This window comes from Acidovorax sp. Leaf73 (assembly GCF_916855635.1).
GTDB classification, from domain to species: domain Bacteria; phylum Pseudomonadota; class Gammaproteobacteria; order Burkholderiales; family Burkholderiaceae_C; genus Acidovorax; species Acidovorax facilis.
Window position 1 is genome coordinate 420,470 of record NZ_CAKASI010000006.1, and the last position, 23,030, is coordinate 443,499.

The 23,030-nt window shown below is 65.0% G+C and carries 18 protein-coding genes and 1 pseudogene; 4 read left to right on the forward strand and 15 right to left on the reverse strand.

Translation table 11 applies throughout. The features are described 5' to 3' along the window. Window positions 1–73: 73 nt before the first annotated feature. Complete coding sequence (locus LPA35_RS21650) at window positions 74–1,300, reverse strand: AGE family epimerase/isomerase (RefSeq protein ID WP_228898861.1); 1,227 nt, start codon at window positions 1,298–1,300, stop codon at window positions 74–76. A gap of 110 nt (window positions 1,301–1,410) precedes the next feature. Continuing rightward, complete coding sequence (gene pgi, locus LPA35_RS21655; protein WP_228898862.1) at window positions 1,411–2,976, reverse strand: glucose-6-phosphate isomerase; 1,566 nt, start codon at window positions 2,974–2,976, stop codon at window positions 1,411–1,413. 187 nt (window positions 2,977–3,163) lie between these two features. Between pgi and zwf the strand changes: the two genes are divergently transcribed. Continuing rightward, entirely contained in the window at window positions 3,164–4,618 is a 1,455-nt protein-coding gene (gene zwf, locus LPA35_RS21660; protein ID WP_228898863.1) for a glucose-6-phosphate dehydrogenase, read from the forward strand. 45 nt (window positions 4,619–4,663) lie between these two features. Here zwf and LPA35_RS21665 read toward each other — a convergent pair whose 3' ends face one another. The 7 genes from LPA35_RS21665 to LPA35_RS21695 all read right to left on the reverse strand — a co-directional run bounded on the left by LPA35_RS21665 (window position 4,664) and on the right by LPA35_RS21695 (window position 11,728). Beyond that, entirely contained in the window at window positions 4,664–5,113 is a 450-nt protein-coding gene (locus tag LPA35_RS21665) for a VOC family protein (protein ID WP_228898866.1), read from the reverse strand. Beyond that, window positions 5,110–6,087: a glucokinase gene (glk, locus tag LPA35_RS21670; RefSeq protein ID WP_228898868.1), complete on the reverse strand. Its 978-nt coding sequence runs from the start codon at window positions 6,085–6,087 to the stop codon at window positions 5,110–5,112. The genes LPA35_RS21665 and glk overlap by 4 nt, the downstream gene beginning before the upstream one ends. A gap of 201 nt (window positions 6,088–6,288) precedes the next feature. Continuing rightward, a complete protein-coding gene (locus tag LPA35_RS21675; protein WP_121422359.1) occupies window positions 6,289–7,365 on the reverse strand; it encodes an ABC transporter ATP-binding protein in 1,077 nt (358 codons plus the stop codon). 8 nt (window positions 7,366–7,373) lie between these two features. Then, window positions 7,374–8,243 carry a carbohydrate ABC transporter permease gene (locus LPA35_RS21680; protein ID WP_121422358.1) on the reverse strand — a complete coding sequence of 290 codons (870 nt, stop codon included), beginning with the start codon at window positions 8,241–8,243 and terminating at the stop codon, window positions 7,374–7,376. Next, on the reverse strand, window positions 8,233–9,114 hold the full coding sequence (locus LPA35_RS21685) for a carbohydrate ABC transporter permease (RefSeq protein ID WP_121422357.1): 882 nt from the start codon (window positions 9,112–9,114) through the stop codon (window positions 8,233–8,235). The genes LPA35_RS21680 and LPA35_RS21685 overlap by 11 nt, the downstream gene beginning before the upstream one ends. 121 nt (window positions 9,115–9,235) lie before the next feature. After that, complete coding sequence (locus LPA35_RS21690; RefSeq protein WP_121507506.1) at window positions 9,236–10,354, reverse strand: carbohydrate porin; 1,119 nt, start codon at window positions 10,352–10,354, stop codon at window positions 9,236–9,238. Between the two features lie 123 nt (window positions 10,355–10,477). Then, on the reverse strand, window positions 10,478–11,728 hold the full coding sequence (locus LPA35_RS21695; RefSeq protein WP_228898870.1) for an ABC transporter substrate-binding protein: 1,251 nt from the start codon (window positions 11,726–11,728) through the stop codon (window positions 10,478–10,480). Between the two features lie 224 nt (window positions 11,729–11,952). On the opposite strand from LPA35_RS21695, the gene LPA35_RS21700 reads away from it, so the two are divergent. Both LPA35_RS21700 and LPA35_RS21705 read left to right on the forward strand, forming a co-directional pair. After that, complete coding sequence (locus LPA35_RS21700) at window positions 11,953–12,672, forward strand: response regulator transcription factor (RefSeq protein WP_055395176.1); 720 nt, start codon at window positions 11,953–11,955, stop codon at window positions 12,670–12,672. A gap of 178 nt (window positions 12,673–12,850) precedes the next feature. Then, window positions 12,851–14,245: a sensor histidine kinase gene (locus LPA35_RS21705; protein ID WP_228898872.1), complete on the forward strand. Its 1,395-nt coding sequence runs from the start codon at window positions 12,851–12,853 to the stop codon at window positions 14,243–14,245. A 987-nt stretch (window positions 14,246–15,232) separates the two neighbouring features. On the opposite strand, the gene tal is transcribed toward LPA35_RS21705, so the two are convergent. From tal to LPA35_RS21725, 4 genes are all read right to left on the reverse strand, one after another. Next, window positions 15,233–16,180 carry a transaldolase gene (gene tal / locus LPA35_RS21710; RefSeq protein WP_228898874.1) on the reverse strand — a complete coding sequence of 316 codons (948 nt, stop codon included), beginning with the start codon at window positions 16,178–16,180 and terminating at the stop codon, window positions 15,233–15,235. A gap of 7 nt (window positions 16,181–16,187) precedes the next feature. Next, window positions 16,188–17,270, reverse strand: a complete 1,083-nt coding sequence (locus LPA35_RS21715) for an ABC transporter ATP-binding protein (RefSeq protein ID WP_228898876.1) — start codon at window positions 17,268–17,270, stop codon at window positions 16,188–16,190. A 130-nt stretch (window positions 17,271–17,400) separates the two neighbouring features. Further along, the gene (locus LPA35_RS21720) at window positions 17,401–19,539 is read right to left on the reverse strand and encodes an ABC transporter permease (RefSeq protein WP_370641490.1); all 2,139 of its coding nucleotides are present in this window, start codon (window positions 19,537–19,539) and stop codon (window positions 17,401–17,403) included. 99 nt (window positions 19,540–19,638) lie between these two features. Next, on the reverse strand, window positions 19,639–20,667 hold the full coding sequence (locus tag LPA35_RS21725) for an ABC transporter substrate-binding protein (protein ID WP_228898878.1): 1,029 nt from the start codon (window positions 20,665–20,667) through the stop codon (window positions 19,639–19,641). A 220-nt stretch (window positions 20,668–20,887) separates the two neighbouring features. Between LPA35_RS21725 and LPA35_RS21730 the strand changes: the two genes are divergently transcribed. Continuing rightward, window positions 20,888–21,733 carry a MurR/RpiR family transcriptional regulator gene (locus tag LPA35_RS21730; protein WP_055394300.1) on the forward strand — a complete coding sequence of 282 codons (846 nt, stop codon included), beginning with the start codon at window positions 20,888–20,890 and terminating at the stop codon, window positions 21,731–21,733. Window positions 21,734–21,769: 36 nt separating this feature from the next. On the opposite strand, the gene LPA35_RS21735 is transcribed toward LPA35_RS21730, so the two are convergent. Next, window positions 21,770–22,753 carry a tripartite tricarboxylate transporter substrate binding protein gene (locus LPA35_RS21735; RefSeq protein WP_228898880.1) on the reverse strand — a complete coding sequence of 328 codons (984 nt, stop codon included), beginning with the start codon at window positions 22,751–22,753 and terminating at the stop codon, window positions 21,770–21,772. A 128-nt stretch (window positions 22,754–22,881) separates the two neighbouring features. Beyond that, window positions 22,882–23,030: pseudogene (locus tag LPA35_RS21740) on the reverse strand (electron transfer flavoprotein subunit alpha/FixB family protein); the annotation flags it as partial.

Here is a 23,030-nt window from a genome sequence, read left to right on the forward strand (position 1 = left end):
TGCGTAGCAGCGCAGCCGTCGCGCCAGAGACAGGGGCAGACATAGCAACCGTGCACCAGCACGCAGTGCTTTGCTAGCGACCAACCACCCCCAGCACGTCAAAACACGCCCCCATGTTGTGATAGTCCACCTTCCCCGCATTGCTTTTCTCGCGGGTGGTGTTGCGGTTGTCCCGATGCAGGATGCGAAACCACGCACCATGTTCGTGGTCCACGAAGTGCTCCCAGCAGTAGGCCCAGATGCGGTCGTACCACTGCCAATACCGATCGTCGCCCGTGCGCACAGCCAGAACGACAGCGGCGGCCATGCTCTCGGCCTGCACCCAGTGGTATTTGCCGTCGTCGCAGATGCTGCCGTCAGGCGCCATGCCGTAGTACAGGCCGCCGTGTTCGGCATCCCAGCCGCGTTCTACAGCGGCATCGAACAGGCGCTGTGCGCAGGGCAGGTGCCAGTCGGCGGGCAGCAGGGCATCCAGTTGCAGCAGCAGCTTGGCCCATTCGGTCTGGTGGCCGATCTGGTAGCCCCAGGGGCGGAAGATGTTGCTGCGGTCGTGGCGGTTGTAGTCCCAGTCCACCGACCAGTCGGCGTGGAAATGCTCCCACACCCAGCCTTCGGCAGCCGGGGCGCTGGCAGGGCTGGATAACGCCGCCTGCCGCTGGCAGATGCCTTGCGCCAGCTGCTCGGCACGCTCGATGTAGCGGCGCTCGCCCGTGGCGCGGAAGGCAGAGATCAAGGCCTCGCAGGCGTGCATGTTGGCGTTCTGGCCCCGGTAGCCTGTGAGCTGCCAATCAGGACTGGCCTCGTCGGCATACAAGCCTGCGGGGGGTTGCCAGAAGTGCTGTTCGGCGGTATCAAAAGCCTGGGCCAGCCACTGGCGGGCTTCGGGCACGCCAGCCTCAAAGGCGCGGGCGTAGGCCAGCATCACAAAGGCCATGCCATAGCAGTGGCGCGTGGCGTCTTGTACGGTGGCTCGCCTTTCATTCCAGTCGATCAGCCAGGCGTAGCCGCCGGTGGCTGGGTCGAGGAACGCGGTGCGCAGAAACTGCAGCGCGTGCAACATGCCGGCCTGGTAGCGTGCCTCGCCCGAGGTGCGGTAGAGCATGGCGTGCGTGACCACAAAACGGGTAGCGCTGACCAGGTGGCGGGTGCGCGTGTCGTACACCGCGCCGTCATCCAGGAAGAAGTGGTACTGCCCGCCGCTCGCGTCGGTGGCCACGGGGTCGTAGAACGCCATGGTGTCACGCAGATGCTGGCGCAAAAAGGCTGCGGAGCGGAAGTCCGGATAGGGCGGAATCGCCATGGGGGTGTCTCCTGATGCGTTAGCTGTAGGCCAGAGACCGTGCAGGCCTCTGTCGGTGGGGGGCCTGGTCTGCCGCCAGCGCTGCCCCAAAACGAGCAATGTTCCGGGAGTCAGGCCGCGCTGCGCAGAAGGCCCAGCAGGCCGGCGGTCGAGCCATCCAGCCCCGCAGCGTCGCCACTGGCCAGGCGCGCCTCAATGTCTTTGGCCAGCACCTTGCCCAGCTCCACGCCCCACTGGTCAAAGCTGTTGATGCCCCAAAGGCTGCCGCTCACAAACACGCGGTGCTCCTGCAGCGCAATCAGCGCGCCCAGCGATGCGGGGGTGAGCGCATCCAGCAGCAGGAAGGTGCTGGGCCGGTTGCCCGGGAAGTGGCGGTGCCCATCTTCCCCTTCCTTGCCCACCATCAGCGCCTGTGCCTGCGCCAGGGCGTTGGCCAGCAGCTTGTTGTGATGGCCCGGGAGTGGGTGGGTGGGCTGGCGCACGGCGATGAGTTCCAGCGGCAGCACGTCGGTGCCCTGGTGCAGCATCTGAAAAAAAGCGTGTTGGCCGTTGGTGCCCGGCTCGCCCCACAGCACGGGCGACGTGGCATAGGGCAGCGGCTGGCCGTCCAGCCCCACGCGCTTGCCATTGCTCTCCATCTCCAGTTGCTGCAGATAGGCCGGCAGGCGGCGCAATGCGGCATGGTAGGGCGCAATGCAGCGGCTGGTGAAGCCATGGAAGTTGCGGTACCAGATGTCCAGCAGGCCCAGCCGCACCGGCAGGTTCTGCGCCAGCGGCGCTGTGCGGAAATGCTCGTCCATGGCATGGGCACCGGCCAGCAGATCGCGAAAGCCCGCCGAGCCAATCGCAATCGCGATCGGCAGGCCAATGGCGGACCAGAGCGAATAGCGCCCACCCACCCAGTCCCAGAAGCCGAAGGTGGTGGTGATGCCCAGCGCCTGCGCGGCATCGACATTGGTGGTCAGTGCCGCAAAGTGGCGCCCCACATCCTGACCGCCTTGCGCCGCAAACCAGGCCAGCGCCGAGCGCGCGTTGGTCATGGTCTCTGCCGTGGTGAAGGTCTTGGAGGCGATGAGGAACAGCGTGCTCTCGGGCTTGAGCGTGCGCAGTGTGGTGTGCAGCTCATGCCCGTCCACGTTGGAGACAAAGTGCAGCCGCTTGCCCGGTGCACGGAACTGCTCCAGCGCCAGCACGGCCATGTGCGGGCCCAGGTCCGAACCGCCGATGCCGATGTTCACCACATCGGTGATGGACTCATGAGCACGCACCGTGTCGGCATATGCCAGCATGGCATCCAGCGTGGTGTGCACCTGGGCCAGCTTGTGTGCAATGTCTGGCCCGTCGCCGGGCAACGCCAGGCCCCGGGGGCGGCGCAGCAGCGTGTGCAGCACGGCGCGGCCTTCGGTGCTGTTGATGGGCTGGCCGCCGAACATGGCGTCGCGGTGCCGGGTGAGTCCACTGGCACGGGCCATGTCCAGCAGCAGCGCTTCGGTGGTGGCGTCCCACAGGTTCTTGGAAAGGTCCGCAAACACCTCGGGCGCATGCTGGCTGAAGTGCTCAAAGCGCTGCGCATCGCTGGCAAAGGCCTTCCGCAGGTCCAGACGGCTGCCATCTGCGGAGAACGCGGCCTGCAACTGAGGCCACTGCGGAGTTTGGTCGCAACGGAGGGAGGACATGGTGGATTCAGGATGTGGGGAGGTGAAAACCGGCGAGATAGTAACTTGATTACACAATTTATCTAATAATTTTCTGCGCACGAACTGTCAAAAAACGTTTTACAGCCTCTACAGCTACACAATTCAATGTAACGAGATTACAATTTCCAGCCGCAGACGCACAACAACACCCTGATACGGAGACCCCATGAGTTTTGACCTTGTCCTGTTTGGTGGAACAGGTGACCTGGCCTGGCGCAAGCTCATGCCCGCATTGTTTCAGGCGTTCCGGCACGGAACGCTGCCCGAGGGGGGGCGCATCATTGCCGTGGCGCGTGACGAGCTGAGCCACGAACAATACCGCAGCCTGATAAAGGCGCGGTTTGACAGCGTGGAACTGGCCAAGCGCCCCACCCCGGACGAGTTCGAACGCTTTGGCGCGCTGCTGCACTACCTGCGCATGGATCTGTCCAAAACCGAGGACTACACCAAGCTGGCTGCCATGCTGCATGAACGCGGCGCCGACTCGGTGGTGATGTATGTGGCCACCGCGCCCAGCCTGTTCACCAACGTGTGCGAGCAGATCGCCGCCGTGGGCCTGAACGGCCCCACCACCCGCGTGGTGCTGGAAAAACCGCTGGGCCACGACCTCCAATCGAACCAGGCCATCAACGACACGCTGCGCCGCGTGCTCAAGGAAGAGCAGGTCTTTCGCATCGACCACTACCTGGGCAAGCCCTCGGTGCAGAACCTGTTTGCCATGCGCTTTGGCAACGCACTGTTCGAGCCCCTGTGGCGGCGCGAAACCATTGCCAACATCCAGATCACCATTGCCGAAGAACTGGGCGTGGAGTCGCGCGGTGCGTTCTACGACCAGACCGGCGCCCTGCGTGACATGGTGCAGAACCACGCGCTGCAACTGCTGTGCGCCATCGGCATGGAGCCGCCCATCAACTCCAGCGCCAACGCCATCCGCGATGAAAAGCTCAAGGTGCTGCAGTCGCTCAAGCCCTGGAGCATGGAGACCATCGGCCAACACGTGATTCGCGGTCAGTACGCGGCGGGCAACGTGCACGGCGCGCAAGTGCCCGGCTACGCGCAGGAAAAAGGCGTGGCCCCCGGCAGCACCACCGAAACCTTTGTCGCGCTGCGGACCGAGATCAGCAACTGGCGCTGGGCGGGTGTGCCGTTCTACATCCGCACCGGCAAGCGCCTCGCGGGGCGCGACGCGCACATCGTCGTCAACTTCCGCCCCGTTCCGCACCCCATCTTCAAGACCCCGGTGGGCGCGGCCAACCGCCTGGTGATCAACTTGCAGCCCAAGGACGGGCTGGAGCTGCACCTGCTGGCCCAAGGCGCGGCCCAGCACCAGACGGAGCCCGCGCTGTCGCAGGTGCACCTGAACCTGGACTTCGACCAGCGCTTTGGCACCGAGCGCGTGGGCGCCTACGAGCGCCTGTTGCTCGACGTGATTGCAGGCCGCCTGAACCTGTTTGTGCGCAGCGACGAGCAGGAAGAAGCCTGGCGCTGGGTCGAGCCCATCCTGCAGCACTGGAAGAACGACCCCGTGGGGCCGCGCCCGTACACGGCGGGCAGCTGGGGGCCTAGCTCGGCCAGCGCGATGATTGCGAGGGATGGGTATTGCTGGAGCGAGGAGATGTGACACGGAAAAAGGCCCGTCAGGGCCTTTTCTTTTGGGTGGGAGGAATCAGCGCGTGGCTGTGGCGGGCACGGGGCCGACCAGCTCGATCGGCAACCCATCAGGGTCGGCAAAAAAGGTGAACAACGCGCCGGTAAACGGATCGACCCGCACCGGCTCCACCGCCACGCCATGCGCTACCAGCGTGCCCACGCTGGCCTCCATATCGGCTACGCGCAACGCCAGATGGCGCAGGCCACAGGCCTCGGGGTACGACGGGCGCTTGGGTGGATGGGGGAAGGAAAAAAGCTCCACCTGCGTTCCATCGGGTAACTGCAGGTCCAGCTTGTACGACTGCCGCTCCGCCCGAAAGACTTCGTGCACCACCCGCAGGCCGAGCACCTCGGTGTAGAAGCGGCGCGAGCGGACATAGTCGCTGGCGATGATGGCCACATGGTGCACACCGCTGACCTGTAGCGCAGGCCCCGGCGCGGGCGGTGCGGCAACTTCGCTGCTCATCCTTCAGAGCCGGCAATATCGAGCGCACGCGAAGCTCCATACAGCGCAGGCGTGGCGCTCGGGTCGATGATCCAGCAGGGGATGGACGCGAGGTAGGGCTGAAAGCGTCCCTTGGACTCGAACCGTGCGCGGAACGAGGATTTGTCGAACCACGTGCCCAGGCGCGGCACCATGCCGCCGCCAATGAACACGCCGCCGCGCGCGCCCAGGGTAAGGGCCAGGTTACCCGCCACGCTACCCAGAAAGCCGCAGAACAGGTCCAGCGCCTCCAGCGCCAAGGCGTCGTTGGACTGCAGTGCCAGCTCGGTCACTTCGGCGGCCGAACTGATCTCCTTGCCGCCGCGCTGGGCCAGCCTGCGCAGCGCATGGTACAGGTCCACCAGCCCCGCACCCGATACCGCGCGCTCTGCGGACACATGGCCATAGCGTTCTTGCAGGATGGCCAGCACGTCGAATTCGCGCTGCGTCTGCGCGGCCAGCGAAACGTGCCCACCCTCGCCCGACAGGGGCACGCCGTTGCTGGACCCCGGCGGGAAGACCAGACCCGACACGCCCAGGCCCGTGCCCGGGCCCAGCAGCGCGATGGCGGCGCCCGGCACGGCCTCGCCACCGCCCACGGGGCGCAGCAGGTCGGGCGTCAGCAGGGGCAGCGCCAGCGCCAGCGCGGTGAAGTCGTTGATGACCACCAGGCGCTCAAAACCAAACGCCTCGCGCACCGCGCGCTGCGAGAAGCTCCAGCTGTGGTTGGTCATGCGGATGGCGTCGCCCGTGACGGGGTTGGCAATGCCAAACGCCGCCTCGCGCGGGGTGGGTACGCCCACTTCTGTCAGATAGGCCGCCAGCGCAGTATCCACGGTGGGGAACTGCGCGCAGGGCAACACGCGCGTGTCATGCAAGGGGCCGCCCGGTTCGTTCTGCCAGGCCAGTCGGATATTGGTGCCGCCGATGTCGGCAAGGAGGCGCTGAGGGTGCATGGGAAAAATATGAAAACCAAAGCTCACACGCCCCCGTTGCCCTGCGGCAGACGGCGGCCTGCGGATCGCTAACGCTACTATTTATATAGCTGCTGGCGCTTGATAGATAAGCGCTGGAGCCTCTTTTTACCTGAATTACCGCTTCAGGCAAAGACCAAAGCCCCTTCTTGCAGCGACCCAGGGGCCGGGGCTCCCAACCGCTCAGCCTGTCAATCGATCTTCGGACTTGGCGTCGAACCAGTGGGCGTTGGCGGGCTCTACCGCCAGTCCCACGGCGTCGCCGGGCTGCACACGGGTCTGCGCATCGGTGCGCAGCGTGACGCTGCCTGCGGCGGTGTCCACCATCACATAGGTGTCGGGGCCCGTGGGCTCCACCACGCTGACCCGCCCGCGCCAGGGGGCAGTCTCCTGCATCACCAGGTGCTCAGGGCGCACGCCCAGCAGCACTTCGTTGGAACCGCTTTGTGGGGGGGATGGAGGTGCCAGGTTCAACGCCGCGCCCTGGATGCCAAACTGCCCGCCTGTGACCGCGCCACGCAGCAGGTTCATGGTGGGCGAGCCGATGAAGGTGGCCACGTAGGTATTGGCCGGGCGGTTGTAGATCTCGTCGGGCGTGCCCAGCTGCTGCACCACGCCGCCCTTCATCACCGCGATGCGCGAACCCAGGGTCATGGCTTCGACCTGGTCATGCGTCACGTACACGCTGGTGATGCCGCTGGCCTGGTGCAGGCGCTTGATCTCGGCGCGCATCTCCACGCGCAGCTTGGCGTCGAGGTTGGACAGCGGTTCGTCAAACAAGAAGAGCTGCGGCTGGCGCGCCAGGGCCCGGCCCATGGCCACGCGCTGGCGCTGGCCGCCCGAGAGCTGGCTGGGGCGGCGGTCGAGCAGGTGACTGATCTGCAGCATGGCTGCGACTTCGTCGATGCGCTTTTGGCGCTCTGGCTTGGGCATCTTGCGCATCTCCAGCGCAAAGCCAATGTTGTCGGCCACGGAGAGCGTGGGGTACAGCGCGTAGCTCTGGAACACCATGGCGATGTCACGGTCGCGCGGGGGCATGCCCACCACGTTCTTGCCACCGATGCGGATCTCGCCTTCGGTGGGCTCGTCCAGGCCCGCAATGATGTTGAGCAACGTGGATTTGCCGCAGCCCGAGGGGCCGACCAGGATCAGGAACTCGCCCGGTGCCACGTGGATGTCGATCTTGCGCAGCACTTCCACGCTCTTGTCACCCTTGCCAAAGCGCTTGTTGATGCCCGCGATGTCCAATGAAGACGCCATGATTTTCCTTAACCTTTCACCGCGCCAGCCGTCAGGCCGCGCACAAAAAACTTGCCTGCGAGAACATAGATCACCATGGTGGGCAAGCCTGCGATGATCGCGGCCGCCATGTCCACGTTGTAGGCCTTCACACTGCTGCTGGTGTTGGCCAGGTTGTTCAGGCCCACCGTCACGGGCTTCGAGTCGGTGCCCGAGAACACCACGCCAAACAGGAAGTCGTTCCAGATGTTGGTGAACTGCCAGATCAGCGTGACCATGATGATGGGCGTGGACAGCGGCAGCACGATGCGCCAGAAGATCTGGAAGAAGCTGGCGCCATCCATGCGCGCCGCGTTCACCAGCTCCTTCGGGATCGCCGCGTAGTAGTTGCGAAAGAACAGCGTGGTGCCCGCCAGCCCCGCCAGGCAGTGCACCAGCACCAGCCCGGTGATGGAACTCGAAAGCCCTAGCCATCCCAGCACCTGGCTCATGGGCAGCAGCACCACCTGGAACGGCATGAACACACCAAACAGCAGCATGCCGAACAGCGCATCGCTGCCACGAAACTTCCACAGGCTCAGCACATAACCATTGAGCGCACCCCACACGGTGGAGATCATCACGGCCGGCACGGCCATGGCCACCGAATTCCAGAAGAACGGGCGCAGGCCATTGCAGTCCACGCCCGTGCAGGCGCTGGACCAGGCCGTGCCCCAGGCTGCCCCGTTCAGCGCAGCGGGCAGCGCCAGCAGCGAGGTGCTGCGGATCTCCTCGGCATCCTTGAACGAGGTGACCAGCATGGCGTACAGCGGTAGCAGGAAGAACGCGGTGGCCAGGGCCAGCACGGCATAGACCAGCAAGCGGCCGAGCGACGGAAAGAGGGAGGGCTTAGCGGTCATGGGGCTTGGTCCGCAGTTCGCTGTAAAGGTAAGGGATGACCAGTGCCGCCACGGTGGCCAGCATCATGGTGGCACTGGCGGCGCCCAGGCCGATCTGGCCGCGCGAGAACGACATGGTGTACATGAACGTTGCGGGCACGTCGGTGGAAAAACCAGGGCCACCGGCGGTGAGCGCCATCACCAGGTCAAAGCTCTTGATCGCCAGGTGCGACAGCACCATGACTGTGGAGAAGAACACGGGCCGCAGTGCTGGCAGCACGATGCGCCAGTAGATGCGTGGCAAGGATGCACCATCGACCTGCGCGGCCTTGATGATGCTGTCGTCGATGCCCCGCAGGCCCGCCAGGAACAGCGCCATCGCAAAACCAGCGCTTTGCCAGATGCCTGCAATCACCACGCAGTAGATGGCCATCTCGGTGTCCACCAGCCAGCCAAACTCAAAATTCGGAAAGCCCCAGTCGCGCACCATTTTTTCGATGCCCAGGCCCGGGTTCAGCAACCACTTCCAGGCCGTGCCCGTGACCACAAACGACAGGGCCATGGGGTACAGGTAAATGGTGCGCAGCGCGCCCTCAGCGCGGATCTTCTGGTCCAGCAGCACGGCCAGCACGACGCCGATGGCCAGGGACCCGCCCACGTAGCCCACGCCGAAGATGCCGAGGTTCTTGAGCGCGACCCACCAGCGGTCCATCTCCCAGAGTTTTTCGTACTGCGCGAGGCCCACCCACTCGTAGTTGGGGAGCATGCGCGATGCGGAGAGGCTCAGCACGCCATTCCAGACCATCAGGCCATAGATGAAGGCAAAGCCCAGTACAAAAGCCGGTGTCACGACCAGCTTGGGCAGCCATGTTTCAAACGTGTTTTTGCTCATGGCCACGGTATGTGTTTGTCATCGTCCTGCATGTAAAAAAAGCGGGGGACACGCAGGAGTGCCCCCCAAATGAACAAAGTAACCTCTGACTAACTCGCTAACTCACTACCTACTCAACGGATCACCACCACACCTCGTACTGCACGCCCACCAGCGTGCGCGAGGTCTTGCCATTGGCGCCAAAGGTTGCGGCATTGGCCAGTGCCGCTGCCTGGTTCCAGTTGGCCTTGGTCACGTACAGACGCAACTCGGGACGTGACCAGAAGTCTTCCGACAGGGCCAAGGCGCCCGCCAGCGTGACCTTGGACAGGCGCTGGTCAGCACCAGTGCCCTTGCGGGTGGTGGTGGACAGTTCCACCAGGCCCTTGAAGTTCTTGGTGAACGCATAGGAGCCACGGCCACCCAGCGAGAAGTCCTTGGTCTCCACGCCCGTCAGATCAGCCTTGTTGGTCTGGTAGCCAATGAGGGCCTGACCACCAAACGGGCCGCTTTGCCAATTGATGGAGTCGGCGATGCGGGTGGCGCGCTTGCCAGCGCTGGTGCCCTCGATGGCCTCGAACTCTCCGTCGATGCGCGCATGGCCCCGCGATGTTTGCAGGTACAGCGTGTTGGTGATGCTGGGCAGCAGGAATTCCTTTTGCGTGTGCATGAAGGAGATGCCCGAGCCCGAACCGCCATTGACCTGGCCCTTGCCCCCCACCGCCGTCAGCAGCACCCGCAGCTTGCCACCCGGGTTGGTGTTGATCTCCGACAGGTCGGCGTTGATGCGGTGTGCCTTCACGTTGTTGGGCAGGCCACCGTCGAACTTGTCGCCGGTGAACACACCCAGGCCCAGCTTCATTCCGCCGACGGGCACGTCGGTCACACCGGCGCCGATGTTGTCGCCGTAGTTCAGCAGGAAGTAGTCGACGATGTGCACGTCCTGGATCCGCAGGCGGCGCTGGCCGACCCAGAACTTGGCTTCGGGCGAGAACGAGAAGCCGCTCATTTCCACAAATGCCTGTTCGGTGCTGATGTCGCCACTGCCCCACTTGGCGGGCATGTAGTTGACCTTCCACTTGACACCGCCGGCTTCAAAACCGCGTGCAAAGTTGACTTCGATGCCGTTGTCACCCTCGTTGCCCAGGCGGTACTTCTGCAGTTCGCCACCCAGCGAAAGGTTACCCTTGACGCCGTCGGAGTGGTTGAACACCGGGCCGCCCCGCGAGTAACCGTTGAACTCAAAGCCTGCTACATCCATAGCAAAGGCGCCATTCGCGCATGCGGCGGCCAAAGCCACCGCCGTAAGGCGGTTTCTTGTCTTCATGATGGGATCCCTCTGGGGTTGGTTTTAGTGCGTGTGTGCGCGTGTGTCTTGCACGGCTTACTTGGTTTTCGCGGCGGCCGCGATCTTCTTCATGGCATCGGCGACGCTGACCTTGTCGTCGTTCCAGAACTGGCTGACCACGTCCTTGATGGCGCCTTCGGTGGCCGGGGCAATTGCCATGCCGTGGGCCGCGCTGGGCACCAGGCCGCCGCTCTTGGCGGCGTCCACAAAGTCTTTGGCCGAGGCCTTGGCGCAGTCGTCAAACTTGTCCATGGGCTGGCCCGCACGCACGGGGATGGAGCCCTTGTTCAGGTTGAACACTTCCTGGAAAGCGGGGCTCATGATGGCGCTGGCGAGGTCGCTCTGCGCCTTCTGTGCGGCAGCATCCTTCAGCTTGAACAGAATGAACGAATCGACGTTGAAGGTGAACGCGTTGGCCGAGCCCGGTGCAGCAGCACACAGGAAGTCTTTGCCCGGCGCCTTGCCTGCGGCCAGGAACTCGCCCTTGGCCCAGTCGCCCATCAGCTGAAAGCCTGCCTTGCCCTGGATCAGCATGGCCGTGGCCAGGTTCCAGTCGCGGCCAGGGGCGCCGGGGTCGGTGTAGCCCTTGATGCGGCGGAAGGTCTCCAGCGACTTCTTCATGGTGTCGCTGTTGATGGCCTTGTCGTCAAGCTTGACCAAGGCGTCCTGGTAGAACTTGGGGCCACCCACGCCAAGCACCACCGATTCAAACGTGGTGAAGTCCTGCCAGTTCTGGCCACCGTGGGCCACGGGCACCAGACCTGCGGCCTTGAGCTTGTCGGCTGCCGCAAAGAACTCGTCCCAGGTCTTGGGCATGGCGGCCACGCCAGCCTTCTTCAGGGCCTCGGAACTGCCCCACATCCAGTTCACACGGTGCACGTTGACCGGGGCGGCCACGTAAGCGCCCTTGTACTTCATGACATCGGCGACCACCTTGGGCAGCAGGTCATCCCATTTTTCAGCCTTGGCCAGGGTGTCCATGTTGGCCAGCACTCCTTCGGACGCCCACTCCTGAATGGCCGGGCCCTTGGTCTGCGCAGCCGACGGTGGGTTGCCCGAGATCACGCGGCTCTTGAGCACGGTCATGGCGCTGTCGCCACCGCCACCGGCCACGGCAAAGTCGCGCCAGGTGTGGCCCTTGCCCTGCATGATCTTCTTGAGCTCGGCCACCGACTTGGCTTCGCCGCCCGAAGTCCAGTAGTGCAGGACCTCCACCTCCCCCGCGCTGGCCGACATCGCTGCCGCCAGGCCCACCGCCACTGCGGCGATTTTTGTCATCTTCCACATACCCGTGTCTCCTCGATGTTTGAATCCGTTGGTGCGCCGCAATCCGGTGCTGTTCAGCGCAGTCGGTACTTTAATTACAATAATTAATGAACATATCAGGGCTTTCCCGGGTGTGGGTTACATACCAACGCCATTGGCCCGTTATTGAATTACCAACCGCTGCGGGTGCAAGCATTGCCGTGCTGCAGGAGCCGCTGGCGGGGTGCTTTGTTATGCTCAATCCCATGGCCACGATACTGATTGTTGAAGATGATGCCCTGCTGCTGGACGCGCTGACTGGCCAGCTCCAGCAGCTGGAATTCGGCGTGCACACGGCCTCCAGTGTGGCCGAGGCCACCACGCTGCTGCAGTCGCAGGCGGTGGACGGCATCATCCTGGACCTGGGCCTGCCCGGCGCCGACGGCATGGAGCTTCTGACCTGGGCGCGCACCCACATTGCCGGCCTGCCCGTGCTGATTCTGACCGCGCGCGATGGCGTGGAAGACCGCGTGCTGGGTCTCAATGCCGGGGCTGACGACTACATCACCAAGCCCTTCAACATGCAGGAGCTGCAGGCCCGCCTGCAGGCCATGCTGCGCCGTGCGCGCCAGCCCGCCTTTACCCAGGCCAGCAGCGCCGCAGGGGGCGCCAGCACCACCATCGGCCCGCTGGTGCTGGACCACGCCAGCCATTCGGCGGCGCTCAATGGCGACCTGCTCGACCTGACCCAGCGCGAATGGGAGCTGCTGGAGTTGCTGGTCAACCGCTGTGGCGAAGTCGTCACGCGCGACGATGTGCTGGCCGCCTGGCGCGCCAGCCCCCCGGAGCCCGGACAAACCGCCGCGCCCCCGCTCAACTCCAACGCGCTGGAGGTGTATGTGCACCGCCTGCGCAAGAAGCTCGACACCTCGCCGCTGGCCATCCGCAACATCCGGGGGCTGGGGTACATGCTGAACAGGCCGTAGATGGAACACCCCCCTGAGTCGCTGCGCGCCTTCCCCCCGCTCTCGCTTCGCTGCGCTACGCGGGCAGGAGGACGATGCCCTCGCTGCGGGGCGGCCCTTGCTCGGCATCCCTCGCGGGGGCCGCGCCAGTGGCTGGCATCGGGGGTCCCACTGATCTCCGCAGGCCCAGGCCACTGACATGCGCCACGTACCGGGGGTTTCTCTTCAACGCAAGCTGCTGCTGTGGCTGTTGCTGCCGCAGCTGGTGTTGTGGCTGTCTGGCGGGTTTCTGGCGTGGCGCATTGCGCTGCAGAACGGCGAGAAGGGCATTGACCAGACGCTGACGCAGTCGGTGCGAGCGCTCGCGCGGCAGATCAAGCCGATCGGGGACGGGTTGCTGGTGGACTTTCCCAAGGCCGCGCAGGACATCCTGGAGCAGGACCCGGCCGACCGCATCACCTACATGGTGTCGTCCCCGCCCGGCCGCTTTCTGCTGGGCAATGCCCAGCTGCCTCCGCCGCCGCCCGTGGAGGTGCGCGTGGGCGACCCCTACCTGTACCACGCCCGCGTGGACGACCGCCCCGTGCGCGTGGCGCTGCTGGACGTGGACTACGGCACACCCCAGACGCGCCAGACCCTGCGCGTGCAGGTGGCGCAGAGCCTCACCGTGCGCGAGCGCATCGCGCAGGAGCTGCTGGAGCAGATGGTGTTCCCCATGGGGCTGATGGGCCTGGCGCTGAGCGCCGTGGTGTATGCGGGCGTGCTGCGCGGCCTGCAGCCCTTGAAGCGCCTGGAGGCCCAGATCGAGCGCGCCGGCGCCCTGCCGCAGGCTGGCACCACGCCGCTGCCCCCCATCGAGCTGACCTCGGCTCCGCAGGAGGTGCATTCGCTGGCCAGCACCATCAACCGGCTGCTGGAGACCGTGGCGCGCGGCCAGCAAAAGGAAAAGCGCTTTCTCAACGACGCTGCGCACCAACTGCGCACCCCGCTGGCGGGGCTCATCGGCCAGACCGAGCTGGCCCTGCACGAAAGCCATGAGCCCGCCGTGCAGGAACGCCTGCAAAAGGTGCTTTCGGCCGCCCAGCGCAGCGCCCACCTGGTGCACCAGCTGCTGCAGCTGGCACGCTCCGAATCGAACGTGGAGATGCAGGCCATCGACCTGGCCTGCCTGGCCCGCGAAGTCGCTCGCGAATGGGCAGCCCGCGCCCTGGCGCAAGGCATGGACCTGGGCTACGAGGGTGACGACAGCCTGCCCGTGCAAGGCCACCCGGTGCTGCTGCGCGAAGCGCTCAACAACCTCATCGACAACGCACTGCACTACGCAGGCCCCGGCGCCACGGTGACAGTGCGTGTGGGCCACGAGGAGCCCGGGCGCTGGGCCTTGCTGCTGGTGGAGGACGACGGGCCGGGCGTGCCAGCCGAACACCTGGGCGATCTGTTTGCGCGCTTCTGGCGCGGGTCGGACAAGGCGGGGGGGTGTGGGCTCGGGCTGTCGATCGTGGAGGAGATCGCGCTGCGGCATGGCGGCCGGACGGTGGCGGAGGGGGTGGTGCCTAGGGGGTTGCGGGTGGGGATGCGGCTGCCTGCAGTGTGAGTTTTTGTGTTTTTGGGGTCTGGCGCTTGGTGGATAAGCACTGACAGCTATTGTTTTAATAGTTGCAGGGTTTCTTCTGCCTGTTCGGGCTGAGCTTGTCGAAGCCTGGGCACGCTCGTTCGCTGATCTGTGCGGCGTGCCTGGATTGAGGGCGGAGGCCGGGAGTTCGCCCCGGCGGGCGAGTCCCTTTCTTTCGCGTCGCCGAAAGAAAGGAACCAAAGAAAGGGCGACCCTGCTGTTTGCGACCCCTGCGCTGCGCTCCGGGGCAACCTGGGGTGCTCGGTCACGGGGTGCACCGCAGAACTCGCTGCGCGCCTGCGGCGCTCCGCTCGGACAACTGCGGTGAGTCAGTTCACAAAGCATGTGTGTCCTTCGGCACACATGCCACCCCGCGCCCTGCGCGCCCCAGGCGCATCCAGAAGGGAACCCAACGGACATCCATTCGGGCCTTTGCTTCGCTCGGCCCCGCCTGCGCAGCGCGTGGCGCTTGCGCCCGCGAGGTGGGGCCGAGCGAAGCAAGGGCCCGTGTGGATGTTCGGATGTTGGATGTTCGGGTACCCAACCCCCTGCTGGCTGCGCCTGCGGCGGGGCGGTTGCGGGGTGAGCATGGGCGTCGCAGCGCCCATGCCTCGTGAACTGACTCGCCGTGGTTGTCCGAGCGGCGCGCACAGCGCAAAGCGAGTTCCACGGCGCACCCCGCAACCGCTCCGACGCAGGTTTGCCCCGTAGCGAAGCGCAGGGGTTGCAGACTGGGGGTCGCCTTTTCTTTGGTGACTTTCTTTTGGCGAAGCAAAAGAAAGTTACTCGCCCGCCGGGGCGACAACCCGGCCTCCGCCCTCAACACAAGCACACCGCCTAAACCAGCGCGCCAAGGCTTCGAAAAGCTCAGCCCGAACGGTATGGGGCAAACTACGGAACTATAAAAACAATAGCGGCTAGCGCTTGCTACACAAGCGTTAGCCGCCAAAACCACTAAAAATTCCGACCTCAAGCCGCCAGGATCAGCTTCTCCAGCTTCACAGCATCCACCGCAAACGCCCGAATCCCCTCGGCCAGCTTCTCGGTGGCCATCGCATCCTCATTTAGCGCAAACCGGAACCCCGCCTCGTCATAGTTCACCGCAGGCAGATCCATGTCCTTGGCGGCCTCTGCATCCAGCGCCCGCTGCAACGGCGCATCGCTCGCCGCCAACTGTGCCAACAGCTCAGGCGCAATGGTCAGCAGGTCGCACCCGGCCAGCGCCGTGATCTGGCCCACGTTGCGGAAGCTCGCGCCCATCACCTCGGTGGCAATGCCAAAACGCTTGTAGTGGTTGTAGATCTGCGTGACCGACTGCACGCCCGGGTCGTTGGCGCCCGCGCGCGCGGCCTCGTCCCAGCTCGCGCCTGCCTGCTTTTTGTACCAGTCGTAAATACGGCCCACAAACGGCGAGATCAGCTGCACCTTGGCCTGGCCGCAGGCCACGGCCTGGGCAAAAGAGAACAGCAGCGTGAGGTTGGTGTGGATGCCCTTGCGCTCCAGCTGGGCGGCCGCCTGGATGCCTTCCCACGTGGCCGCGATCTTGATGAGCACGCGGTCGATGTGGATGCCTTCGGCCTGGTACAGCTCGATGATGCGCTCGGCGCGCGTAACGGTGGCGCTGGTGTCAAAGCTCAGACGCGCATCCACTTCGGTGGAGACACGGCCGGGCACGTGGGTCAGGATTTCGCAACCAAAACGCACCAGCAGGCGGTCGATCACCTCGTCCATGGCGCGCCCTTGCCACTTGGCGACGGTGTCCTTGAGCAGGGGCGCGTATTCTGGCTTTTGCACCGCCTTGAGGATCAGCGAGGGATTGGTCGTGGCGTCCTGCGGACGGAACTGGACCAGTTGCAGAAAGTCGCCAGTGTCGGCAACCACGGTGGTGAACTGTTTGAGGGCGTCGAGTTGGTTCATGGCGCCATTATTCCGCATCACGTTGGGCACCTTCGGTACTACCAACCACCGATACGCCGTGGACACCCAGGCTAAGCTGCACGTCATCACCCACGGCCAGCACATCATCCAGGTCGGACGACACCACAAAGATGTGGCCGAGCGTGGTGTCAAAGGTATATTCGTGCACCGCGCCCAGATAGGCCCGCTTGTCCAGCCGGGCGGGCAGCAGGCCCGCGCCCTGGCGGTGAATACGCCAGGCCTCCGGCCGCACCGCCACCTTTACCGGGCCGCTCTTCACCGCCATGCGGGGGCGCAGCACCAGCGGGCCGAGCGCCACCGTGCCGTCCGCGTCGGCGGCGGCCGGGAAGAGCATGGCCTCGCCCATGAAACCGGCCACGAACTCGCTGTGCGGGGTTTCGTACAGCGCGCGCGGCGATCCCTTCTGCGCAATCAGGCCCTGGTTCATCACGATGATCTGGTCGCTCACGGCCATGGCCTCGGCCTGGTCGTGTGTGACGTAAGCCACGGTGAGCGACAGGCGCTGCTGCAAGGCACGGATTTCCTCACGCATCTCACGGCGCAGGCGGGCGTCGAGGTTGGACAGGGGCTCGTCAAACAGCAGCACCTCGGGCTCGAGCACCAGCGCGCGGGCCAGGGCCACGCGCTGCTGCTGTCCGCCCGAAAGTTCGCTGGGCAGGCGGTCGTCATAGCCCACCAGGCCCACGCCGCGCAGCGCCTCCACCGCCTTGGTCCGTGCCTGCTCCTTGGGCTGGCCTGACATACGCAGGCCGTACATCACGTTTTCCACCACGTTCATGTGTGGGAACAGCGCGTAGCTCTGGAACATCATGCTCACGTTGCGCTGCGCGGGGCCGAGTGTGGTCACGTCCTTGCCGGCAATGAAGATCTCACCCGAGGTGGGCGATTCCAGCCCCGCAATCATGCGCAGCGTGGTCGTCTTGCCGCAGCCCGAAGGGCCGAGGATGGTGGTGAGCGTGCCGCGCGGCACCTCAAAGCTGATGCCTTTGACGGCCAGGGCAGCGCTGCTGTCGCTGCCGTAGCGCTTGGTGATGTTGCGGAACACGATGCCCGCGTCATTGTTGTTCATGGTTGTCTTTTCAATTGACGATTGCGCCTGGCAACTGGCGCGGTCCAGGCGTGGGAAGCCGAGCAAGGGCCGCCCCGCAGCCAGGGCGTCGTCCCCCTGGGGGGAAGGCGCCGAAGGCGACTCAGGGGGGTCATAAGCCAACGCGCCGACCGAGTTTGCGGTCACCCACCAGCAGCTGAATGAGCCCGATGGAGGCCGACATGAGGATGATGAGCACCGTGCAGTACGCCAGCGCCACGCCATAGTCGCCATTGCCCACGCGGCCAATGATGTAGGTGGTGGCCAGCTCGTTTTCGGCCGTGACCAGGAAGATCACCGCACTCACGGTGGTGATGGCGCGCACAAAGCTGTAGACCAGCGCCGCCACCAGCGCAGGCTTGAGCAGCGGCAGCACCACATGGCGCAGCGTCTGCACACTGCCCGCGCGCAGCATGACGGACGCTTCATCCAGCGACCGGTCCAGCTGCTTGAACGCTGCCGTGCCCGCCCGCACGCCCACCGGCAGATTGCGGAACATGAAGCACAGCACGATGATGAGTGCCGTGCCCGTCAGCTCGAACGGCGGCACGTTGAACGCCAGGATGTAGCTCACACCCAGCACCGTGCCCGGGATGGCGAAGGCCAGCAGCGCTGCAAACTCGAACGCGCCCTGCCCCCGGAACTCGGTGCGCGCCAGCAGCCACGCAATGCCGATGCCCAGCGTGGCCGTGAGCGGCGCCGAGATGGCCGCGAGCTTGAGCGTGGTGAAAAACGAGTTCCACGCGGTGCCCGCCCACACCACACCAAATTCGCCCCACTCCACACTGAACGCCGTGCGAAAGTGCGCCAGCGTGATGGTGTAGTCGCGCCCCCAGGTCTGCACAAAACCGCCCGCCAGTGCAAACAGGTACACGATGAGCGTGAAGGCCATCCAGGGCAGTGCAATGGAATGCACCACGCGGCGCACACCGGTGGGCAGCGGCATGGCAATGCCTGCATCACCCTTGCCCGACACGGTGGTGAAGTTCTGCTTGCCCAGCAGCCCGCGCTGGATCGCAAACACGGTGAGCGCAAAGAACGTGAGGATCCAGGCCAGCGACGCGGCACGCCCCTGGTCGTACTGCGCACCGACGATGGCAAAGAAGATTTCGGTCGAGAGCACCGAGAACTGCCCGCCCACCACGATGGGATTGCCGAAGTCGGCCATGCTTTCGATAAAGCCCACCAAAAACGCGTTGGCCAGGCCGGGCTTGAGCAGCGGCAGGGTTACGGTCATGAAGGTGCGGTGCGGGCTGGCACGCAGCGTTTGGGCTGCCTCTTCCAGGCTGGGCGCCACGCCCTGCACCACGCCGCGCATGATCATGAAGGCGATGGGCGTGAACGCAAAGGTCTGCGCCACCCAGATGCCCAGCCAGCCGTAGAACCAGCGCGTGGGCGTGATGCCGAACGCGTACTCCAGAAACTGGTTGAACACCCCGGCACGGCCGAACAGCAGGATGAGCCCCAGGCCCACCACAAACGGCGGCGTGATGATGGGCAGCAGCGCCACGATGTTCAGCGGCCGCGCATAGCGGCGCGACGCGCGCTCGGCCATCAGCGCCATGAAAGTGCCCAGCAGCGTGGTGCTGGTGGCGGTCATCAGCCCCAGGAACAGCGTGTTCCAGGCCACGCCGCAGCGCTGGCCACCCGCCAGGCACGACAGACCAAAGTTGCGCTCGTGCGCAATGCGCTCCCACACCACGGCCAGCGAGAACGGGCCATCCTCCAGAAAAAACGCAGCCGACAACGCCTTGAGCACCGGGAACACGATGAACAGCGCGAGCAGGCTTCCACAGCCCACCACCGCAGCCGCTACGAACAGATCGCCTTTGAAAAATCCTCGCCGTGCCACGCCGAACGACAGCAGCACCAGCAGTGCTGACAACACCACAAACCCGCCCCAGCCCATGCCGGGCTGGCGCGCGCCCAGTTCACCCAGGCTGGTGTTCATCCACTCAAAGGCCCAGCCTCGTGCGCCAATCGCAAAGCCACTGAGCAACAAGGCCACAAGCCCCAGCGCGCCCCCCGCCGCAAGCACGGCGCCCTGCTTGCGTCCCGCAGGCAGGCAGGCGCCCAGCCCCGCCACGGCCAGACCGGCCAGGCCTAGCCAGAGCCAGGGCCGACCAAACAATGCCGCCTGCATGAGCCCGTTGGCCGCCTGTTCGCCGCTGAAAACCTGGCCCACCGCGAGCAGGCCATTGGCATCCTGCTGCGCATACCAGGGGAACACGAGATAACCCAGCACGCCCACGACCAGCCAGACCCACAAGGGCCGGTTGACCGAGGCGCTGGGTGCTGTGGTTCGGAGGGTTGCGTGCGCCGCCGCTGCTGCTGCCGACACCACCACCCCTTAGCGCGCCGCGTTCTGCACGTCTTTTTCCCAGCGCGCAATCAGGCGGCGGCGCTCGGCGCTGGCGCCGTACTTGGCGTAGTCGTAGTTGATGAGCTTCATCTTGGAAGGGTCGGTCATGCGCGGGTCCTTGGGCACCTGCGTGTTGCTGGGCAGCTGGAACTGCTTGGCCGCCAGGCCAAACTGCTGGCCGCCTGGCGTGAGTGCCCATTCGTAGAACTTCTTGGCGGCCTCGGTGTTGGGGCCGTTCTTGACGATGCTCATGGAGCCCACCTCGGCGCCCGTGCCTTCCGAAGGCGTGACCGAGCCCACGGGGAAGCCATTGACCGCCTCAGTGGTCACGTCGTGCACGAAGCTCACCGACACCGTGGTCTCGCCCCGGGCGGCCGCCTTGACGGGCGCCGTGCCCGAGCGGGTGTAGGTGCTGATGTTGGGGTGCAGGGCCTTGAGGTATTCAAACGCCTTTTCCTCGCCCATGATCTGCACCAGCGTAGCGATCATGGTGTAGGCCGTGCCACTCGATGCCGGGTTGGCCATCTGCACCTCGCCCTTGAACTCGGGCTTGAGCAGGTCGGCCCACGACTGCGGGGGGTTGAGCTTGCGCTTGGCCAGCAGCTCCTTGTTGTAGCCAAAGCCCAGCGGGCCCAGGTACACGCCCACCGTGCGGTACTTGGAATCCGCCGCCTGCTTTTGCGCCCAGGGGTACAGCTGCGGCAACTGGGGCGATTTGTATTCGAGCGTGAGGCCCTGCTCGGCCGCCTGCAGGTGCGGGTCGCCTGTGCCGCCAAACCAGATGTCGGTCTTGGGGTTGGCACGCTCGGCGTTGAGCTGCGCCAGCGCCTCGCCTGAGCCCTTGGCCGTCATGTTGACCTTGGTGCCGGTGGTCTTGGCGTACACCGTGGACATCAGGTTGCACCACTCGGCCTGCACCGAACAGATGATGTTGACCTGGCCCTGGGCCCAGCTGCCGGAGGCGGTGGCCACCAGGGCCGCACCGGCCAGAAGTTTCGTCAGCAAATGTTTGCGCATGGGAGTCTCCTCAGTATCTGGATAACGTGATGCAAGGATGCTAGTCCTGCAGGCAGGCCAGGGTCAGGGGGGAAACTCCCAGACCGGGTGCAAGCAGGTTGAAAGGCAGGGATGGCGCCCTCCCCGCCGCCTTGGGAACCAAGTTACATTAAGAATGGTTCCCCCAAACCTGTTCGAAGGCCTCACCTGAGCAGCCCGCGCTGCACACCCTGACCGAGACATGCTCGACCGCATCACCGCCTCCCTGCCCTCCCTGGCCCCCGCCGAACAGCGCGTTGCCCGGCTGGTGCTGACCGACCCACGCACTTTTGCACGCCTGCCCGTGCGTGAATTGGCCGAACGCGCGCACGTGAGCAAGCCCACTGTGGTGCGCTTTTGCCGCAGCATGGGGTATGACGGACTGGCAGATTTCAAGCTCAAGCTGGCAGGCAGCGTGAGCGAAGGCGTGCCCTTCATCCACCGCAGCGTGGACGCCGACGACAAGACCGGCGACGTGCTGGTGAAGGTGGTGGACAACGCCGTGGCGGCCTTTTTGCAATACCGCAATGCCGCCAGCACCGTGGCGCTGGAGCGTGCGGCCGAGGCGATTGCAGCCACCTGGAAAACCGGCAAACGCATCGAGTTCTACGGCGTGGGCAACTCGGGCATCGTGGCACAGGACGCGCAGCACAAGTTCTTCCGCCTGGGCGTCACGTCCATTGCCACCAGCGACGGGCACATGCAGGTGATGAGCGCGACCCTGCTCGGCCCGGGCGATTGCGCGGTGATCATCTCCAACTCGGGCCGCACCCGCGATTTGATGGACGCCGCCGACATCGCCCGCAAGAACGGCGCCACCACCATCGCCATCACCGCCAGCGGCTCGCCCCTGGCCAGCACCTGCCAGATCCACCTGGCCGCCGACCACCCCGAGGGCTACGACCGCTACAGCCCCATGGTGTCGCGGCTGATGCACCTGCTCATCATCGACGTGCTGGCCACCTGCGTGGCGCTGCGCATTGGCAGCTCGCTGCAGCCGATCCTGCAGCAGATGAAAGAGAACCTGCGGGCCAAGCGCTACGCGTAAATCCTGGCCGTCAGGCCAGGCCGGGTGCACACCTTCTCAGTCCAGCGTGACACCCGCGTCGCGGATCACCTTGCCCCACTTGGTCGTTTCAGCAGCCAAGAAGGCATCGCACGCCTCCGGTGTGGTGCCCTCTCCGAAGGTACCCATGGTTTCGAGCTTGGCTTTGGTCTCTTCACTCTGGATGATGGCGTTCACCGCGTCCGACATGCGCTTGACAACGTCGCGCGACGTGCCGGCGGGAGCAATCATGCTGGCCCAGGTGCTGCCCAGCATGCCGGGCACGCCCTGCTCGATGAAGGTGGGCACGTCGGGCAACATGGGCAAGCGCTTTTCGCTGGCCACGCCGATGAGGGTGATGCGGCCTGCCTTGGCGGGCTGAATCAGGTTAGGCGGAGGGTCGAGGAACAAAGGCACCTGGCCGCCGAGCAAATCCGTCAGCGCCGGCGCGGCGCCGCGGTAGGGTATATGGACCATGAAGGTCTTTGTGAGTGACTTGAGCAACTCGCTGGTCAGGTGCGCGGCAGAGCCCGTGCCTGAAGAGGCAAAACTCACCTTGCCCGGGTTGGCCTTGGCATAGGCCACGAGTTCCTTCACCGTCTTGAACGGTGCATTGGGGGCCACCGCTGCCACCAGTGGAGAAACACCCAGCAGCGACACCCCCACCAGGTCCTTGCGCGGGTTGTAGGGCAGCTTGGGGTAGAGCGTGGTGTTGGCGGTAAAGGCCGGAATGACCACGCCAAAGGTGTGACCGTCCGGAGCGGACTTGGCGACGGCATCCACGCCGATGATGCTGTTGGCGCCGGGTTTGTTGTCGATGACAACCGACTGACCGAACTGCTTTTGCAGGCCCAAAGTCAGCAGACGCGCCATCTGGTCGGTAAACCCGCCCGCCGTGTATGGCACGACGATGCGAATCGGGCGGCTGGGCCAAGTGGCTTGGGCCAGTGCTGGCAGTGCCGCACTGGCCAGCGCTGCGCCAGTGGCCTGGACGAGGCTGCGACGGGAAAGGGATGCGCTCATGGTTTTGTCTCCTGCTGGTTTATAGGTGCAAAAAATAGGCCCATCGCTTATTCAATAAGCACTGGCAGCTATATTTTCAATAGCATACAACCCGCATCGATTGGGCTGTGCTTTTGATCTACGGGGGCTCAGAGCGCCTTGGTCAGCTCCGGCACGGCCGTGAACAGATCCGCTTCCAGCCCATAGTCGGCCACGCTGAAGATCGGTGCCTCAGGGTCCTTGTTGATCGCCACGATCACCTTGGAGTCCTTCATGCCCGCCAAATGCTGGATGGCGC

Coding starts and splice junctions, on each gene's coding strand:
- LPA35_RS21650 (WP_228898861.1), bottom strand. CDS start 1,300: ATGGCGATTCCGCCCTATCCGGACTTCCGCTCCGCAGCCTTTTTGCGC.
- pgi (WP_228898862.1), bottom strand. CDS start 2,976: ATGTCCTCCCTCCGTTGCGACCAAACTCCGCAGTGGCCTCAGTTGCAG.
- zwf (WP_228898863.1), top strand. CDS start 3,164: ATGAGTTTTGACCTTGTCCTGTTTGGTGGAACAGGTGACCTGGCCTGG.
- LPA35_RS21665 (WP_228898866.1), bottom strand. CDS start 5,113: ATGAGCAGCGAAGTTGCCGCACCGCCCGCGCCGGGGCCTGCGCTACAG.
- glk (WP_228898868.1), bottom strand. CDS start 6,087: ATGCACCCTCAGCGCCTCCTTGCCGACATCGGCGGCACCAATATCCGA.
- LPA35_RS21675 (WP_121422359.1), bottom strand. CDS start 7,365: ATGGCGTCTTCATTGGACATCGCGGGCATCAACAAGCGCTTTGGCAAG.
- LPA35_RS21680 (WP_121422358.1), bottom strand. CDS start 8,243: ATGACCGCTAAGCCCTCCCTCTTTCCGTCGCTCGGCCGCTTGCTGGTC.
- LPA35_RS21685 (WP_121422357.1), bottom strand. CDS start 9,114: ATGAGCAAAAACACGTTTGAAACATGGCTGCCCAAGCTGGTCGTGACA.
- LPA35_RS21690 (WP_121507506.1), bottom strand. CDS start 10,354: ATGGATGTAGCAGGCTTTGAGTTCAACGGTTACTCGCGGGGCGGCCCG.
- LPA35_RS21695 (WP_228898870.1), bottom strand. CDS start 11,728: ATGTGGAAGATGACAAAAATCGCCGCAGTGGCGGTGGGCCTGGCGGCA.
- LPA35_RS21700 (WP_055395176.1), top strand. CDS start 11,953: ATGGCCACGATACTGATTGTTGAAGATGATGCCCTGCTGCTGGACGCG.
- LPA35_RS21705 (WP_228898872.1), top strand. CDS start 12,851: ATGCGCCACGTACCGGGGGTTTCTCTTCAACGCAAGCTGCTGCTGTGG.
- tal (WP_228898874.1), bottom strand. CDS start 16,180: ATGAACCAACTCGACGCCCTCAAACAGTTCACCACCGTGGTTGCCGAC.
- LPA35_RS21715 (WP_228898876.1), bottom strand. CDS start 17,270: ATGAACAACAATGACGCGGGCATCGTGTTCCGCAACATCACCAAGCGC.
- LPA35_RS21725 (WP_228898878.1), bottom strand. CDS start 20,667: ATGCGCAAACATTTGCTGACGAAACTTCTGGCCGGTGCGGCCCTGGTG.
- LPA35_RS21730 (WP_055394300.1), top strand. CDS start 20,888: ATGCTCGACCGCATCACCGCCTCCCTGCCCTCCCTGGCCCCCGCCGAA.
- LPA35_RS21735 (WP_228898880.1), bottom strand. CDS start 22,753: ATGAGCGCATCCCTTTCCCGTCGCAGCCTCGTCCAGGCCACTGGCGCA.